A 17,302-nucleotide genomic window follows, 5' to 3' on the forward strand; every position below is an offset into this window, starting at 1 on the left:
ATGAGATATGGGAACATGACGATTTCCTACAACTCCCATCTTGCGGAGTTCAAGAAGCCCTTTGGTGCGGTTACGCCAGGACATGACGTCCACTTCAGAATAAGGATAGAGGGAGCGGGCAAGCTCACTGTCGTACTTATCCTTACCAAGGAAGGCCAGAGGGAGACCTACAGGGAGATGTCGTCAGAAGGACATGGGTATTATACGACCGTCATAACCTCCGGAGATGCTGGATTATACTTCTATTATTTCAGGATCCACATCAAGGAGGACAACCTCGACAGGTACGTTTTCGTAGGGAACAACGAGACCGGACTGGGAGGAGAATGCCAGGTATATGAGGACTTCACTTACGTGAAGTCCTATCAGATGACCATGCACAATTACATCAAGCCTTCCCCGGAATGGTACAGGGAAGCTGTCTTCTATCAGATATTCGTGGACAGGTTCTACAATGGCAACGAACACGGAGCAATACTATCGCCAAAGAAAAACTCATTCATTTACGCTACCTGGGAGGATTCACCAATTTACATCAAGGATCCCCAGGGAAACATCGTAAGGTGGGACTTCTTCGGAGGCAACCTAAAGGGTGTCATCGCAAAGCTTGACTACCTGAAGGAGCTTGGTATAACAGGTCTTTACCTGAATCCTGTCTTCGAGGCGAGGAGCAACCATAAATACGACACCGGAGACTACATGAAGATAGATCCGATGTTCGGGGACGAATCAATATTCAGGCAGCTGATTGAAGAATCGGAAAAGAGAGGCATAAAGATAATCCTTGATGGAGTATTCAACCATGCCGGTGCAGACTCGATATACTTCAACAAGTTGGGTACGTATCCTGAAAAGGGAGCATACCAGGGCAGGGATTCAAAGTACACCGACTGGTTCATGTTCAACAATTATCCTGAGGATTACGAATGCTGGTGGGGCGTCAAGGATCTTCCGAATCTCAATGAGAACAACTCCGAATACCGAAGCTTCATATGCGGCAAAGGCGGAGTAATAGACAAATGGACGAAGACGGGGATAGGAGGCTGGAGACTTGATGTCGCGGATGAGATATCAGACGGGTTCATCAGGGACATAAGGACAACCATGTCTGAGGCTGACAGCGACACCGTCCTGATTGGCGAAGTCTGGGAGGATGCCTCGAACAAGATCGCCTACGGTCAGAGAAGGAGATATCTTCTGGGTGATGAGCTTCATGGAACCATGAACTATCCCCTGAAGGACAATATGATTGCTTACCTTAACGGGAGCATAAGTGCAAGGGACCTCTACATGAGGATGATGTCGCTAAAGGAGAACTACCCTAAAGAGGCCTTCTACAGCGCATTCAACAGCATGGGAACACATGATACAAGGCGTATACGGACTGAAATCCCAGACATGGATAAACTAAAGACTGCAGTAACAATACTTATGACCATGCCTGGCGTACCATGCGTATATTATGGCGATGAAGCAGGTATGACAGGGGAGAGGGATCCGTACAACAGGGGACCATACCCATGGGGCAGGGAGGATGCCGAACTCCAGAAGCACTATAAGGACCTGATCGCATTAAGGCATTCAAGCGATGCATTCACATCAGGAGACTACATTCCGTTCTATCAGGGAAACTTATACGGATATCTGAGGATCGGCATTAAGGAATCCTACATAGTTATCGTCAACAGGGATGAAACCGACAGAATGATGATACTTGAGGATGCTGAAGGTCTAAGTGATATTCCCCGAAACCTTTCCCATATACTACAGGGTGAGTTCCATCTGCCAAAAAAATCCACAATAGTAAAAAGGGTCCATAATTGACAGGACCTGAAATGAAAGCCGCCAGCTTAGGGTATCCCCCTAAACTGACGGCTTTCTCTTGCCTTCTTCGTTATCTTTCAATAAATCATATTAAGGATTTTTTCTGCTATCAGTAGATGTTGTTGCTTTCCTGACCTGATGCTCTGTTCATCTGGCGTTCCTTGTATTCCCTGAGCTTCTGGGATGTATGTCTGCTTCTTCTTCTTCTTCTCTTTCTCAGGTTGATTGTCCTTATTGTAAATAATGCCGCAAACAGTATTACAAGTGCCATAAGCGTTATCACAAGGAACTTGGGGATGGTGAATCCCGATTCCGGAGCGAGAGGTGCCTTTGTGAATACATCGCTGGCAGCTACCAGCTTGAGTGTTCCTACTTCGCTTCCATTCACCTTGACTGAAGCTTCAGATACTACCTGACCCTTGGCATACTCTCCTTCAAATACTGACGTATCATCATATATCAGCATAGGATTTGCATCGATTCTGCCAGACGTACTGACCACATAAAAATCGCACTCTGCCTCAAGCTGCAGCTGGTCTCCGTTCTTAAGTGTTACAGTCTTGAGTATCTGTCCCTTGGAATAAAGCTTTACAACGCTGCATTTTTCAAATGCCCAGTTGAACAGTTCAAGGGTCTCCTTGTAGTACTGAGCCTGACTCGTAGACTTGAGTATTGACACTATGTAGGTCTTTCCATCCTTGCTTGCGACTGCTGTGTATGCATACCTGGCGTCTGGAGTATATCCTGTCTTTGCTACTACAGTAGGTTCATAGTACAGGTCATCACTTTTCTTAAGAAGGGAGTTCTTGTTCGAAGCCCATCTTTCCGTAGTCATGTTAGTTGGTCCCAGCTTGTAGATGGGAGTATGGAATATATCCACCAGATACGGATCCTTTGCAACTTCCCTTGAAATCAGCGAAAGGTCATATGCTGATGTATAGTGGTTTTCATCTGTAAGCCCATGAGGATTGGCAAAATTGGTGTTCCTGGCCCCAATCTCCTCAGCCTTCCTGTTCATAAGAAGTGCAAACTCTTCCACAGAACCTGATATGTGCTCTGCAAGTATTTCAGCGGAATCGTTGGCTGAATGCAGAACCATGGAATAAAGCAGGTCCTTTACAGTTACCTGTTCACCCTCCCTGAATCCCATTGAAGCTCCCTCAGCATACGGCGGATTCTTGCCTACGGTCACGATATCTTCAAGCTTAGCGTGCTCCATGACGAGAAGCGCAGTCATCATCTTGGTCGTTGATGCAGGCATAAGCTGCATGTCAGCGTTCTTTCCATAGATTACCTGTCCGGTTTCACCGTCCATAAGCACCACTGCCTCAGATAGTATCTCCGGAGGTGTGGTTCCTGCAATTACTGAAGAAGCCCTGACCTGAGCGCTCCCGGAAAATATGACAATTCCCAATAAAACGGCTGCCAAGCCCTTTATTACCCTGTTGAATTTCAAAAAAATCACCCCATGAAGATAATTATAGCAAAATATGCAATACTCATCCATAAAAAAAGGCTAAAAGTATGCATAATATATCCGAGGTGATAATATGGCATTCCCTGTAAGACTTCTCAAAGCCATCAAAGTGGTGACCATTTTCTTTATCCTTATGTTTGTTTCTGTATCATGTTCCACCGAAGTATATGAAGAAGACCCTGTTGAGGTGGTTGTAACTGAGGGAAACGAGGTTTCAGAGCGCTCTGAAGAGATAATAGTTGAGATAAAGGGGGCAGTTGCGCGGCCTGGCGTATATTCGATCCCAAAGGACAAAAGGCTGAATGACCTCCTTGAGCTTGCAGGAGGAAAGACAGACCTTTCTGATATGCGGTCTGTTAACCTTGCAAAAAAGCTCAAAGATGGTGAGTCATATGTCATACCTGCTGTTGGCGAGGAACCAGTGCCGACTTCTGTGCCATCTGATGAGGAAAGAAAGCTGGATATAAACAGTGCTACGAGGGAACAGCTCATGGAGGTTCCCGGCATAGGACCTGCTACAGCAGACAATATACTCAAAAAGAGGGATGAGCTGGGGGAGTTTAAGACCATCGAGGACCTCCTTGAGGTGGACAGGATTGGAGACAAGACACTGGAGAAACTGAAGGAGTATCTCGAAGTAGGATGAGAAAATATGGATTGTGATATATAATATAGGGAATAAAGCCCTGGGAGAGTTGCGCCAATCTTTATGAGCTACGCAGCCTCTTTACGCAGGGTCAACAAGGAGCGTTCTATGGACAGACTAAGAAACATTCCAAAGCTGGACCTCATTTTGAAGGACGACAGGTTCCAGGCTCTGATTCAAAAATATGGAGAGAAACTGGTTAAGCTTTGCACAAGAGAAGGCCTGGATTCCATGCGGGCGGCAATCCTTGCAGGTGGAGAAGGCGAAAATATCAATATTGACCTGGATACCATATGCTGCTTCACAAAAAGATGCATGGATGATAAATCAAGGAGCAGTCTCGTGAACGTTGTCAACGCTACCGGTGTCGTAATCCATACTAACCTTGGCAGAAGCCTCCTGTCCGAAAAGGCTGCGGAGGCGGCCTCGCGGGTTGCCAGAAACTATGTCTCCCTGGAATTTGACATGGAGACGGGTGACCGGGGCCACAGGGATGAGGCGGCAGCGTCGGTCATCAGGGAACTTACCGGAGCAGAGGATGCAGCTGTCGTCAACAACAACGCCGCCGCAGTCCTTCTTGTCCTGGCTGCCCTTTCAAAGGACAAGGATGCAGTGGTTTCCCGGGGAGAGCTTGTCGAGATAGGCGGCAGCTTCCGTATCCCTGATGTCATGGAGCTGAGCGGCGCAAAGCTCAAAGAAGTAGGTACCACCAACAGGACCAGGCTGTCAGACTATGAAAAGGCTATATCAGACAATACCGGACTCCTCCTGAAGGTCCATACTTCGAACTACAGGATAGTCGGCTTCAACGAGGAGACTGCAATAAGTGATCTTGCAGAGCTTTCTGGAAGGACCGGGATCCCACTCTATGTCGACCTTGGGAGCGGTTCTCTGATGGATACCAGAGACTTTTCAGACGAGCATGAGGAGACGGTACAGGAGGCTCTGAAATCTGGAGCTGGTATAGTATCCTTCAGCGGAGACAAACTGCTGGGAGGTCCTCAGGCAGGCATAATAGCCGGCAGGAGAGACCTTGTCGACAAGGTGAGGAATCATCCCCTCATGAGGGCATTAAGGCCTGACAAGATGACCCTTGCAGCCCTAGAAGCCACTCTGAAGTCGTGGCTTCATGAGGGCGGAGACCACATACCCGTAAGGGAAATGCTTGTTAAGGATAAAGCTGTAATCAGGGAGGAATGCATAAGGCTTTGTGATAGGCTTCTTTCAATGGGATTTGAGGCTATAGTCCGCGAAGTCAGCTCAGCATCAGGCGGTGGAACTCTTCCGACAGTGGATATCCCGTCATATGGTGTCCATGTCAGGGCAAAGGAAGGTTCTGGATTGTCTGCAGATGACCTCAAGACGCTGCTCAGGCTGGGAGAAGATCCTGTCATTGCAAGAGTGGCAAGGGATGAGGTTGTGCTTGACCTGCGAACTGTAAGGGAATGGGAAATGGAAATCCTTGAATCAAAATTCGCTCTTATTGCAAATGGCTGGTGGAAATATGCATGATAATTTTATAATCGGTACTGCAGGCCATATCGACCATGGCAAAACAACCCTGATACAGGCACTTACAGGCAACCAGGGCGACAGGCTGAAGGAGGAGAAGGCGAGGGGTATTACCATAGACCTTGGCTTCACACATATGGTTCTGGACAATGGCGTAGTTGCTGGGATAATTGACGTTCCGGGCCATGAGAGGTTTCTCAAGAACATGCTCTCCGGAGCTACATCCATTTCCATTGTGCTTCTCGTCATCGCAGCTGATGAAGGCATAATGCCCCAGACTGTAGAGCATTTCTCCATACTAAGGTTTCTTGAAATGAAACGGGTTGCCGCAGTCATCACCAAGGCAGACAAGGTGGATGAAGAAAAGCTATCCGAAAGAAAGTCAGAGGTCAGTGAATTCCTTGCCAGGCAGGGTTATGGAGACAGTGAGACCTTTGCTGTTTCAAGCGTCACCGGACAAGGGCTGAAAGAGCTTAAGAAATGGATAAACGACTCATATATGTCCCTGGAGTCTGATGAACACCAGGATAAGCCATTCAGGCTGAACATCGACAGGGTATTCAACAGCAAAGGATTCGGAACTGTTGTGACAGGGACTGTAATGGACGGCAGCGTAAAGCAGGGAGATGCACTTGACCTGTATACTCCGTCAGAAATCCTGAGCGTAAAGGTCAGAGGAATCCAGGTCCATGGGGTGGAATGCACATCTGCCTCGAAGGGCATAAGATGCGCCATTAATCTTGCCAGGGTTGAAGCTCACAGGATAAGAAGAGGCGACACCCTGGCAAGGCAGGGGCTTTTGGCAGGGTCAAGCATACTTGACTGTACCTTCAGGCTGGCTGATGAGAACGTCAAGCCTAAGGAAAGGGACCGGGTAAGGGTATATCTTGGAACCAGGGAGATACTTGGGAGGCTTCATTTCCTTCCTGAAGAAAATCATCCAGGCATGATACAGCTGAGGCTTGAAGAGACAGCTTACGTACTCAGGGGAGACAGATATGTTGCAAGGTCTTACTCCCCGATGCATCTCATCGGCGGCGGTGAAATCATAGACCCCGATGCCAGAAAATTCAAGGCATCGAAATCATTGGAGCATATGAATCATCTTGGCAAAATGACTTCAGGCGACTCCTATGAGGCCTTCCTTTCAACTCTTGAAACAAGCCACGAAGGAATTGCAGACAGAAGTGATGCTTTAAAGATTGGCAGTGAGCGGCTGATTGATGAGGGAATGGAGAAGCGTGATCTCGTGGAAATTGAAGGAAAGATAGCTGCAAGCTCTTTCGTCAGGCGGATACTTGATGAAATCAGGATAGTTATGGACGAATTCTTCACAAGGAATCCTCTCGGCATAAATGTTGGAAAGGAAGAGGTGAGGCTGCGGCTTGGGATTCGTCTGGACAGGAAGGTTTTTCAGGCAATATTGAAGCTTTCTGAGGACATTAGCGATAACGGTGATTCACTCTCACTAGCAGGCAGGACAATTGCCCTAGACGATTCGCAAGCAGCATTGGCAAGGAGAATCATGTCATTTCTTGGTGAAGCCCAGTTTGCACCGCCCGACTTGAAGGCTTTTGTGATGATACCTAAGGAAAAACAAATTTTCGAGCCTGTGATGTCATATCTGATTGAAAATAAGGAGATATTGCTGCTTGACGGTATTGCCTTTACCTCAGCTGCTGCTGAGGCAGCCAAAAATCTGATAGCAGAAAGGATACTTACCGGCGGTCCTGTGGGAATAGCAGACATAAGGGAGCTTCTTGGGACCTCAAGGAAATATGCCGTACCTTTGCTTGAGCATCTGGACAGCATCGGGGTGACAAGAAGGTCAGGCGACAAGAGGGTACTCATATAAGAAAAGAACGCATATCATTAAGATATGCGTTCTTTTCTTATGCCAATGCTTCAAGGAGCTCTATGCCCTTTGTAACACGCTTTATTGATTCTTCCCTGCCAAGTATCTCTGCCGCCTCGAAGGCGCCTCCTGGCGTGAACTGCTTTCCTGTAAGGGCAGTCCTGAAAGGCCATAGCACTTGTCCGTTCTTGACTCCCATGTCTGCCACAAGAGCCATTACTGAATCATGGAGCATCGTGAGAGACCAATCCGATTCACTTATCGATTCTAGAAGCGGAAGAAGTCTTCTAAGTGATGCAAGCGACACTGCTGCATCCGTCTTCATCTTCTTGTGGGTATATATGTCTGTCGAGTATTCTGGAAGCTCATACAGGAAGTCGAGCTGACCCTGTATCTCAGCCAGCACTTCGGTTCTGGTATGGAGAAGCGCTGCGATTTTCATTGTATCTAGATCTTTGTCCCTGATGTCCTCCATGATGTATGGAAGGGCAAGATCATGGAACTTCTCAAGAGGCATTGCCTTGATGTATTCTCCGTTCATCCACCTGAGTTTTTCAGGGTCGAAAATGGCAGGTGATTTTCCTATGTTCCTGTAGTTGAAGGCTTCCTTCAGGTCATCCAGGGAGAATATCTCCTGGTTCGTTCCAGGATTCCATCCAAGAAGTGAAATATAGTTCAGAACCGCTTCGCTCAGGTAGCCTTTTGACATGAGGTCCTGGTATGAAGCGTCGCCATTTCTTTTGGAAAGCTTGTTCTGTGCATCTTTCATAATAGGAGGGCAGTGGACGTATACGGGAACATCCCATCCGAAAGCCTCATACAGCCTGTTGTACTTGGGTGATGATGCGAGATATTCACTTCCTCTTACAACGTGTGTTATTCCCATAAGATGGTCATCTACCACATTTGCGAAATTGTAGGTAGGAAGTCCGTCGCTCTTGAGGAGGACCATGTCCTCCAGCTCTTCGTTGCTGACAGCTATCGTTCCGTAAATGACATCCTCGAACTTAGTCTCTCCTTCGAAGGGATTGTTCTGCCTTATGACATATGGCATTCCGCTCTCAAGGTTATGCTTTACTTCATCCTCTGAAAGATGAACGCAATGCTTGTCATACCTGAACGGCTTCTTGAGGGCTTCTGCGTTCTCCCTCAGAAGGTCGAGCCTTTCCTTCGTGCAGAAGCAGTAGTAGGCTTCCTTTTTCTCCACAAGGTTTTTTGCATGTTCAAGGTAGATCGGCTTTCTCTCGCTCTGAACGTAGGGACCTACCGGTCCTCCGACGTCAGGTCCCTCATCATGGGTTAGGCCTGTTGCCTTGAGCGTATCGTAGATTACTTCGACTGCTCCTTCGACAAATCTTTCCTGGTCAGTATCTTCTATCCTTAGTATGAAATCTCCGTCTTCGTGCTTCGCTATAAGATATGCATACAATGCTGTCCTCAGATTGCCAACATGCATGTATCCTGTTGGGCTTGGTGCGAATCTGGTCCTTATCCTGGTCATGATTTCCTCCTTCGTGATTGAAGAAGCTCCGGTAATCCCGAAACTTCTCCATTCTCTCTCAATTAATTATACTATCAGGTGAAATGGTGTCAATGATTTAGTAGCCTTACTTCTCTGCCATCAGAGGAAAAGGTTATTGAACCAAGCTCCTCAGTCATCAGTATCTTGCTTCCCAGCTCAGAGAACAGGCTCATTATTGTCTCATCAGGCAGGTTGAAGTCATTGCCGTCCTCTGATGTCACAACTACATAGTCGGGGTCCACTCTTTCAAGGAAGCTACGTGTGTTTGATGTGGTGCTTCCGTGGTGGGCAGCCTTGAAGACGTCAGCCTTGATGTTCAGGCCTCGCCTTATCACTTCCTGTTCTATGGTGTTCTCAGCATCTCCTGTGAACAGGAAGGCGGTCTGACCGTAGCTAAGCTTGGTGACAGGTGAGTAGTTGTTCGGATTGATGTACTCCAGAGAGTTCGGCGACAAAAGAGACAGTGAGATGCTTTCATCAAATGTCAGTGTTACACCTGCCTTGGCTTCAGTTAAAGGTACACCTTTTTCAGCTAATGCGCTTATCATGCTCTCGTAGCTTCTTGTCGCAATTTCCTTGTCTGAAGCATAGAACTTCCCAACATCGAAATTCCTTATGACCTCAGCCATTCCACCAATGTGGTCCTCGTGGATATGTGAAAGAAATATGAAATCAAGCTTTTCCACTCCAAAGGACTTCAGGTATGCAACGACCCTCATGGCGTTTTCCTTTGGTCCAGCATCAATCAGGATGTTGATATCCTTCACCTCAATGAAAATGGAGTCACCCATTCCGACATCTATGAAATGAACCTTTACAGGATCCTTGACCCTTTCTATGAGCTCAACGCTGCTGACCTTTGTAGTCCCAAGTACGCCGTTTTCAAGGAGAAAATACATTCCAAAGATACCAGTCAGGAATATTATGAATAGCGCCACAGGCGCATATGCTCTCTTCTTCAACAAAGACACCTCGTTTCCATATTTACAGTTTACCAAAACCAGGCGGTTATATCCACATTATGCCGAAATCTGCATCGTTTTACGCATCTGACTTGTAGATATTGCTGATTTCAAAATATTTTTCACCCTGAGTAATCTAGTGTCACCACAAATCATTTGCAAAAGAACATCCATCAGCCTCAGATTATCATTCCTGTTTGTGCGGATCATGCTTATTAGTATATAATCAGAGGGAAACTATTAATGGAATGGAGTAAACATATGAGTTTTGATTTGTTGCTAAAAGCAAGATTTATCATCTCCTACATGAAGATGATACCTAAGACAATAAAGATCAGGCAGCTTCTGAAGGAAGGGGACCAGGACAAGGTATACTGGTACGCAACCAAGGTAGGAAACCAGCATGCAAGGGAGGCCATGAAGATCTTCAAGGTCAACCTTCACATCCAGGGCAGGGAAAATGTCCCTAAAGAACCAGTTCTATACATGAGCAATCACCAGTCGTACTTTGACCCATACACAATGCTCGCATTGAGGAATGAAAGGAAAGAGACCTATATAGCAAAGATGGAGATGACAAAGATCCCTTATGCTGAGATCATAGCAGGCTCCTTTGAGACCCTGTTCCTTGATCGGGAAAATTCCAGGGAAGGGCTTAAGGTAATACTTCAGGCCATAGAGTATATCAAGAAGGGTAACGATGTCCTTATCTATCCTGAAGGTACCAGAAGCAAGAGCCATACCATGGGAGAATTCCACAAGGGCAGCTTCAAGGTCGCGCAGAAGACCGGATGCCCGATAGTTCCTCTTGTGATAGACAACACCTTCAAGATCTTCGAGGCTACAGGCAAGATTCAGACTGGCGTCGACGTATACCTTACCTATCTGGATCCGATTTATCCTGACAAGCTTACAGAGGATGAGAGAAAGAACATAGATGACCTGGTGAAATCAAAGATCCAGGATGAACTGGACAGGCTGAAGACTCTTCACGGATATGCATAGGAGGGGAATATGAAGATACTTGTATTGAATTGCGGAAGTTCATCAATAAAGTTCCAGGTTGCTGAAATGCCTGGATACTCCATAGCTGCCAAAGGCGGAATCGGGAGGATAGGGTATGAGGATGCAGAGTTCAAGTTCGGCACAGGCGAAGGAAAGGAAGAGCTCCATATAGTTCCAGTAAGGAACCACGAGGAAGGCATCGACCTGATTCTTCATTCACTCTTCAGCAAAGAAGAGGGGCTGGGCCTTTCGAAGGAAGATATCGGAGCGGTTGGACACCGGGTGGTGCAGGGTGGAGACAGGCGAAATGTATCAGTGGTTATTGACGAAGCTGTAATCAGGGACATTGAGGAAATCAAGGATCTGGCACCGCTTCACAATCCTAACCATCTGGCAGGTATCTATGCAGTAAGGAAGCTACTTCCTGAAGTGCTTCAGGTGGCGGTGTTCGACAACGGCTTCCACAGCACGCTTCCTGAATCAGCCTATCTCTATGGCTTGCCTTATGAATACAGGGAGAAGTACGGGATCAGGAGATACGGATTCCACGGAATAGCTTTCAGGAGCATGGCTGAAGGTCTCGAAAAACTTACAGGCCAGCCATTTACAGGCTTCAGGATAGTCAACCTCATGCTGGGAAGCGGAACAACCGCCAATGCGGTAAGCTACGGCAGGTCAGTGGAGGTTTCTACCGGATTCACACCTCATGAAGGACTTATACAGTCTACAAGGACAGGTGATGTCGATACCGCCGCCGTACTTTATATCATGCGCAAGGAAGGCCTTTCAATCGACGAGGCTGATGACATGATCAACAAGAAGAGCGGCTGGAAGGGAATGTCCGGCATAAGCAACGACATGAGGGAAATCAAGGAAGCTGCAGACAGGGGAGACAAGAGGGCAGAGGCGACTATCGAGGCCGTATGCCACAGGTTCAGGAAATACGTAGGTGCATATTCCGCTATTCTCGGAGGAGCCGACATACTCGCCTTTTCAGGCGGAGTTGGCGAAAATGCATGGTATATCCGTGAGAAGGTCTGTGAAGGTCTTGAATTCATGGGCATTGAACTAGACAAGGAAAAGAACAGGTCACTCAGAGGCGAGGGCATTGTCAGCAAGGATGGCTCGAAAGTGAAGATACTTGTCACCTATGCCAATGAAGAGAAGATAATCGCTGAGGACACTTTCCGTCTTGCAACTGAATAATATGGTATTAACCCTCTGACACAATTCATGTGTGCCAGAGGGTTTTTAGTTCAACTGATTGTCAGTTATTGCTTTTAGCTTATCCGAAAAACCTTATTGACACTCTACCTTGACAATGGTATATTGTTTGCATGCAAACTATTAAATGCAGCTCAGGTAAATTAACTTTAAGAGGGTGGGAACATGGTTCATAGTGCTGATTCATTCAGGCTTGCTATGCTTATAAGGGAAATATATTCCCTATCGATGCATTCTGTTGACGAATGTTTGAAGGAGAGCGGTCTTACACATCAGCAGGTTATAGTTGTGAAGCTTCTGGCCCATAACGGAACCATGACTGTATCGGACCTGTGCAGACTGATGAGCCTTTCAAAGGGTACGGTTTCAGGAATTCTTACAAGGCTTGCGGACAGGGGATATATAGAAAAATACAAGAAGGAGGACGACCTTAGGAACACTTATGTCCGGTTCACAACGATGGGACGGGATTTTGCCCTTGAGTTCAGGGAACAGATGACAAGCAGCTTTGACGGGTTATTCAGCGAGTCGTCTGAAGAGGACCTTGTGGAAATCGAAGCTTCCCTAAGAAAGCTTGCTTCAATGCTAAATAAGACAAAAAAGGAGTAAATAATGCAAAAGATATTCGAGCCATTCTTCCATGCAGCTTACCTCATTACTGTAATCACTCTTGGGATCCAGATGATAAGGCTTTCTTATGGCCGCAGGTATTTCAGGCTGTTCGGAGCCATGGCGATAATTCTTGGTACCGGTGATTCGTTCCATCTTATACCCAGGGTTTATGCACTGCTGACTTCAGGTCTTGCAGCAAATTATGCGATCCTCGGTGCAGGAAAGTTCATTACATCCATTACAATGACGATCTTCTATGTGATCCTGTACGAGGTATGGAAGGAACGTTTCCAGATTAAATCAGTAAAGGACCTGAACCTTCTCATATACGTCCTTGCTGCGGTAAGGATACTCCTATGTCTGCTGCCCGGAAACGGATGGCTTACTTCTGAGCCATCCTTGTATTATGGAATACTCAGGAACATCCCGTTCGCAATCCTTGGAGCAATAATAATGTACCTTCTCAATTCCTCAGGGAAGAGGGGGAGTGACAAGGATTTCGTCAATCTTTCATATGGCGTGTTCTTTTCTTTCCTCTTCTACGTGCCGGTAGTCCTATTCGCAGGTACTGCGCCTCTTGTTGGGATGCTTATGATTCCAAAGACACTGGCATACGTGTACATTGTGTTCACAGGCTATAGCGCTCTTGGCCAATACCACCTGGAGAAAGCATGAAAACTGACTCTTAATCGGGTAGGACCCCGCTGATTAAGCGGGGGACCTCCCACACCACCGTACGTACCGTTCGGTATACGGCGGTTCAGTCGCTTAAGTGCGAGACACGAAGCTGCTCGTAGCGAGTTAGGATTTCATAATATCCGACCCGCTCGAGCAGTTTGTTCGTTATGGAACATGTTAGCACTTGGCTTCCGGCTATTCGCCAGTATCCCAGTCTGGAATTCCCCCATTGGTAAGCCTGCGAGTCTGGAATTCCCAGCTTGCGTAGACTTTGTACTCTTGTCTTAGGTTTCTTCCATTGCTTCCAGATGTACATGCGGATTCTTCTTCTCAACCATTTATCCCAGCTCTGAAGTATTCGCTTCATATCGGCTATATAGAAATAGCCTACCCATCCACGGATGAATACTTTCACGTTCTCCATGACCACTCGGACATTTCGCCCCTGGTTTCTCTTCGTCAGTTCCTTCAACCTCTGTTTTGCTTTACTCAAGGATTTCTGGTGGACACGGATAAAGTTTCCTTTTCCATTCTTTCCCATCGCAAAGCCCAGAAATTTGAATTGTTTGGAGTAGACACTGATTGCCTTGCTCTTTTCCCTGTTCAGGGTCAGCTTCAGCTTGTCTTCCAAGTATCGACGACTTGATTCCAACAGACGCTCTGCCGCTCTTTTGCTTCTGGCGAACACCACTATGTCGTCCGCGTATCGAATAACCCGCACCCCTCTGCTATTCATCTCCTGGTCGTATTCGTTCAGATAGATGTTCGCTAAGAGTGGTGACAGCGGGCCTCCCTGAGGAGAGCCCTCTTCAGTACTGCAGACTACTCCATTTTCCATGACTCCACTTTTCAAGTATTTCTTGATAAGTCTAATCACTTGGGTGTCTTTGACCTGTTTTCTAAGCAGGTTCAGGAGCAGGTCATGGTTGATTGTGTCAAAGTACTTCGATAAATCTACTTCTACTACGTATTTGTAACCTTCATCGACATACCTCTTTACTCTCTGCATGGCTTGTTGTCCGCTTCTTCCCGGTCGGTAGCCGTAGCTGCCATCCGAAAATAACGGTTCGAAGATTGATTGCAGTTTCTGAGCGATTGCCTGCTGGATGGTTCGGTCTATAACCGTAGGTATACCCAACTTTCGCTCTCCGCCATCTGGTTTGGGAATCACCTTGCGTCGCACCGGACTCGGCTTAAAGCTCTCATCTCGGATGCTCTTCAACAGTTCTTCCTTGTGTTCCTTTAACCATGGAAGTGCCTCTTCAACGGTCATACCGTCGATTCCCGGCGCTCCATGATTGCTCTTGACTCGCTTATAGGCTCTGTTCAGGTTATCCCTGTCCAGAATCTCTTCGAGCAAGTCTGCACCGCCTCTTTCTCTGCTTTTCCGAGTATCGGTGCTCCGCGCTCCTGCATACTCTTCACGTTCCACGCTATCCCTTTGCGGGCAGCCCTTTCGGTATTCTGCTTTCATCGCACCGACCTCCTTCCAGTATTTACTCAAGACTTACGGCTGTTCAGTCCTTCCCGAGAAAAAAATCCCGGTACTACGACGTCTGCTGACTTCTCACAGCAAGCTTTACTCCGTCTTTCGGATTTGATTCCCTACCAGACGTCTGTGAGACCTCCCTGGGTAAGAACGATAACCTTCCTTTCATGTGGCCGCCTCATTTACCGTATGGGATTCGGGTAGCATTGGACTTTCTCTTGAATTGCAGAGTCGTCCGTCCCAATCCGGCCTTATATAAGATTTCTGTTCGTCGGCCCGAAAATTTGCCCACCAGAACTCCTCGCCCTGATATCCGGCTTCCTTCAGATTCCACCTCGCGATGGACACCCTTGCCTTCGGCTAACGCTTCCTGCTACCGAGCGCGTAGTGGACTCTCACCACCAAGTTATCGCCCATGCCGGGCGCACAATCCAAGAAGACTTGAGTCCTTGACTCAAGTCTTCTTATCTTCTATTTCTTATCTTTTCCTTTACCCTGCTTACATTGTCCCTGATGTCCTCCAGGACGTCCTTGAAGTACGCGGATGTCAGCTCCGGGTATGAATCAATGAATCGCTTCTGCCTCATGATGAACTGGTCAATGTGATTATTATAGAACTTTACCTTTGTCCTCAGTGCATTCTCAGCCCTGTCGTATTTTGCAGACAGCATGAGGAGTATCTCATCTTTCTCCACTTTCACAGCTTCCAGCCCTGACTTGAAGTCTATGAGCTTGTAGACTGTAAACACCGTATCCACGGCGAAGAGGCTGAAGAGCATGACAGCAGAAAGCCTTGTCAGGTCAGGGGGGAGTGAGTCGATTGTTCTTTCAGCAATCGGATTGAGCCATCCGATGAACACATACGAGAACATACCCCACATCAGCGAAAATCTGAGGCATATGAAGCCCCTGTAATTGAACCTGCATCCTGAATAATTCCACCATCTTGCCTTGAACAGCTTCATGAGGACTATGCCCACCACAAGCTCAAGTATTGTAGGCACAATGAAGGCTCCAAGTGCAAAAACAACCGGATAATCCCTGTAAGGTCCTACTGCAACCATCATAAGGATAGCTCCAGTTCCATAGATAGGGCAGAAGGGTCCCTTCAGGAACCCTCTGTTTACGAATCGCCTTTTTTTATAGTAATGGAAAGCGACCTCAAGCATCCAGCCCATTGCAGAATAAAGCAGGAACAAGAGGATCAGAATATGGATACTGATTCCCATCTTACAGCTGTACGTTCCTGTCTATAGGCTGCGACAGCGAAATAAGGGTATCCGTCCTCTGGACTCCCTTGATGACGTTGATGCTGTTAAGTAGAACATCCTGCAGATGGGCTATGTTCTTGCATATGACTTTAGAGAATATTGTATATTCACCTGTTGTGTAATGAAGCTCCACAATCTCCTTGATTTTCGTAAGTTCCTCTATTGCTGCGGAGAATGATGATGCTTTGTCCAGATATATGCCTACGAAGCAGCACACATCGTATCCGAGCTTCGGCATGTCAAGAAGAATCTTGGTTCCGCGGATTATTCCAAGGTCCTCCATCTTCTTCATCCTTACGTGTATTGTTCCACCTGAGACATGACAGACCCTCGCTATCTCAAGATACGGAGTTCTGGCATCCTTGATCAGGATGTCCAGGATCTGCAGGTCCAGCTCGTCCAGATGTATTGTTGCATTAATTGTCATATGGCACCCCCAACTTATGTATATGTTCTATTATAACAAAAATTGGAAAAATAAATAATAATATCGTAAAATTTAATTATAATTTTGATGAATTTACACAGAAAACCTTATCATTCAACCGTTTCAGGGTAGAATTGATTTACATTTATGCAATGCCGCTGTCAGACCGCCCTGATTACCAGGAATTTTCTCCAAAAAAATATAGTGCGCTCACTCTGCTTGATTATTGCATCGACATCAAATACAATGAGTGTAGACTTTTTTTAGGGGGAATCATTTTGGATTGGAGCAGTCTTATTAACATTTTTCTAATATCCATTGCGATCTACATGCTTTACACGGTCTTAAACAAGTACTTTCTTTCAAAGCTCAGCATCAACAAGTGGATAGTGCTTGGACTTGCCGTATTGTTCCTTTTTGTAGGAATGGCTATGCCAGCCCTTACAAGCAACCTGCTTCTGCAGTACGTGCCCACGACAATCTTCGTATTCTTCTTTCTCTGGTTCGCAGACCTCGCCGGTCTCGGTGGAAAGAGGCCAGTTGATTCGAAGAAACATGTAATTAAGCCTAAGGCGAAGCCGAACAGGGCGAAGTATGCGGACAAGGAATTCTTCGAAAGCACGAAAAAGAAGAAAAAATAGTATGGACTATCGTCATATGCTATAACAATAAAGAGGGAAGCGTAAGCTTCCCTCTTTATTGCCAGACTGTAGACAAAGTATCAGATTCGCACCAACGGATCTGGTGCTTTTCTTTTTTTCATTGGGACTCAAGGAGTTATTGACATTAACATATTAT

General features: G+C 46.6%; 15 protein-coding genes. 9 read left to right on the forward strand and 6 right to left on the reverse strand.

Annotated elements, in window-relative coordinates:
• A complete protein-coding gene (locus tag J2Z34_RS10230) occupies positions 1 to 1,824 on the forward strand; it encodes a glycoside hydrolase family 13 protein (RefSeq protein ID WP_209459768.1) in 1,824 nt (607 codons plus the stop codon).
• Positions 1,825 to 1,933: 109 nt separating this feature from the next.
• On the opposite strand, the gene J2Z34_RS10235 is transcribed toward J2Z34_RS10230, so the two are convergent.
• Positions 1,934 to 3,280 (reverse strand): D-alanyl-D-alanine carboxypeptidase family protein, encoded by a 1,347-nt coding sequence (locus tag J2Z34_RS10235; protein WP_209459769.1) that lies wholly within the window; start codon positions 3,278 to 3,280, stop codon positions 1,934 to 1,936.
• A 94-nt stretch (positions 3,281 to 3,374) separates the two neighbouring features.
• Here J2Z34_RS10235 and J2Z34_RS10240 point away from each other — a divergent pair, with 94 nt between their 5' ends.
• The 3 genes from J2Z34_RS10240 to selB all read left to right on the forward strand — a co-directional run bounded on the left by J2Z34_RS10240 (position 3,375) and on the right by selB (position 7,314).
• Positions 3,375 to 3,947: a ComEA family DNA-binding protein gene (locus J2Z34_RS10240; protein ID WP_209459770.1), complete on the forward strand. Its 573-nt coding sequence runs from the start codon at positions 3,375 to 3,377 to the stop codon at positions 3,945 to 3,947.
• A gap of 108 nt (positions 3,948 to 4,055) precedes the next feature.
• Complete coding sequence (gene selA / locus J2Z34_RS10245) at positions 4,056 to 5,459, forward strand: L-seryl-tRNA(Sec) selenium transferase (RefSeq protein WP_209459771.1); 1,404 nt, start codon at positions 4,056 to 4,058, stop codon at positions 5,457 to 5,459.
• Complete coding sequence (gene selB / locus J2Z34_RS10250) at positions 5,452 to 7,314, forward strand: selenocysteine-specific translation elongation factor (protein ID WP_209459772.1); 1,863 nt, start codon at positions 5,452 to 5,454, stop codon at positions 7,312 to 7,314. The genes selA and selB overlap by 8 nt, the downstream gene beginning before the upstream one ends.
• A 37-nt stretch (positions 7,315 to 7,351) precedes the next feature.
• Here the strand turns inward: selB and gltX are convergent, their stop codons facing one another.
• Together gltX and J2Z34_RS10260 are read right to left on the reverse strand one after the other, a co-directional pair.
• Positions 7,352 to 8,815 carry a glutamate--tRNA ligase gene (gltX, locus tag J2Z34_RS10255; protein ID WP_209459773.1) on the reverse strand — a complete coding sequence of 488 codons (1,464 nt, stop codon included), beginning with the start codon at positions 8,813 to 8,815 and terminating at the stop codon, positions 7,352 to 7,354.
• An 89-nt stretch (positions 8,816 to 8,904) separates the two neighbouring features.
• The gene (locus J2Z34_RS10260) at positions 8,905 to 9,798 is read right to left on the reverse strand and encodes a ComEC/Rec2 family competence protein (protein ID WP_209459774.1); all 894 of its coding nucleotides are present in this window, start codon (positions 9,796 to 9,798) and stop codon (positions 8,905 to 8,907) included.
• Between the two features lie 261 nt (positions 9,799 to 10,059).
• Between J2Z34_RS10260 and J2Z34_RS10265 the strand changes: the two genes are divergently transcribed.
• The 4 genes from J2Z34_RS10265 to J2Z34_RS10280 all read left to right on the forward strand — a co-directional run bounded on the left by J2Z34_RS10265 (position 10,060) and on the right by J2Z34_RS10280 (position 13,314).
• Positions 10,060 to 10,803: a lysophospholipid acyltransferase family protein gene (locus J2Z34_RS10265; RefSeq protein WP_209459775.1), complete on the forward strand. Its 744-nt coding sequence runs from the start codon at positions 10,060 to 10,062 to the stop codon at positions 10,801 to 10,803.
• Between the two features lie 9 nt (positions 10,804 to 10,812).
• Complete coding sequence (locus tag J2Z34_RS10270) at positions 10,813 to 12,009, forward strand: acetate/propionate family kinase (RefSeq protein ID WP_209459776.1); 1,197 nt, start codon at positions 10,813 to 10,815, stop codon at positions 12,007 to 12,009.
• 183 nt (positions 12,010 to 12,192) lie between these two features.
• Positions 12,193 to 12,636 (forward strand): MarR family winged helix-turn-helix transcriptional regulator, encoded by a 444-nt coding sequence (locus tag J2Z34_RS10275; protein ID WP_209459777.1) that lies wholly within the window; start codon positions 12,193 to 12,195, stop codon positions 12,634 to 12,636.
• A 3-nt stretch (positions 12,637 to 12,639) separates the two neighbouring features.
• The gene (locus tag J2Z34_RS10280) at positions 12,640 to 13,314 is read left to right on the forward strand and encodes a hypothetical protein (protein WP_209459778.1); all 675 of its coding nucleotides are present in this window, start codon (positions 12,640 to 12,642) and stop codon (positions 13,312 to 13,314) included.
• An 85-nt stretch (positions 13,315 to 13,399) separates the two neighbouring features.
• Here the strand turns inward: J2Z34_RS10280 and ltrA are convergent, their stop codons facing one another.
• The 3 genes from ltrA to J2Z34_RS10295 form a co-directional block, all read right to left on the reverse strand.
• Positions 13,400 to 14,791, reverse strand: coding sequence for a group II intron reverse transcriptase/maturase (ltrA, locus tag J2Z34_RS10285; RefSeq protein WP_209459779.1), 1,392 nt, complete (start codon positions 14,789 to 14,791; stop codon positions 13,400 to 13,402).
• A 479-nt stretch (positions 14,792 to 15,270) separates the two neighbouring features.
• Positions 15,271 to 16,035, reverse strand: coding sequence for a putative ABC transporter permease (locus tag J2Z34_RS10290; RefSeq protein WP_209459780.1), 765 nt, complete (start codon positions 16,033 to 16,035; stop codon positions 15,271 to 15,273).
• Position 16,036: 1 nt separating this feature from the next.
• Positions 16,037 to 16,504 (reverse strand): Lrp/AsnC ligand binding domain-containing protein, encoded by a 468-nt coding sequence (locus J2Z34_RS10295; RefSeq protein WP_209459781.1) that lies wholly within the window; start codon positions 16,502 to 16,504, stop codon positions 16,037 to 16,039.
• A 278-nt stretch (positions 16,505 to 16,782) separates the two neighbouring features.
• Between J2Z34_RS10295 and J2Z34_RS10300 the strand changes: the two genes are divergently transcribed.
• Entirely contained in the window at positions 16,783 to 17,145 is a 363-nt protein-coding gene (locus J2Z34_RS10300) for a hypothetical protein (RefSeq protein WP_209459782.1), read from the forward strand.
• Positions 17,146 to 17,302 lie beyond the last annotated feature (157 nt).

This window comes from Youngiibacter multivorans (genome assembly GCF_017873395.1).
Taxonomy (GTDB): Bacteria; Bacillota; Clostridia; order Clostridiales; family Clostridiaceae; genus Youngiibacter; species Youngiibacter multivorans.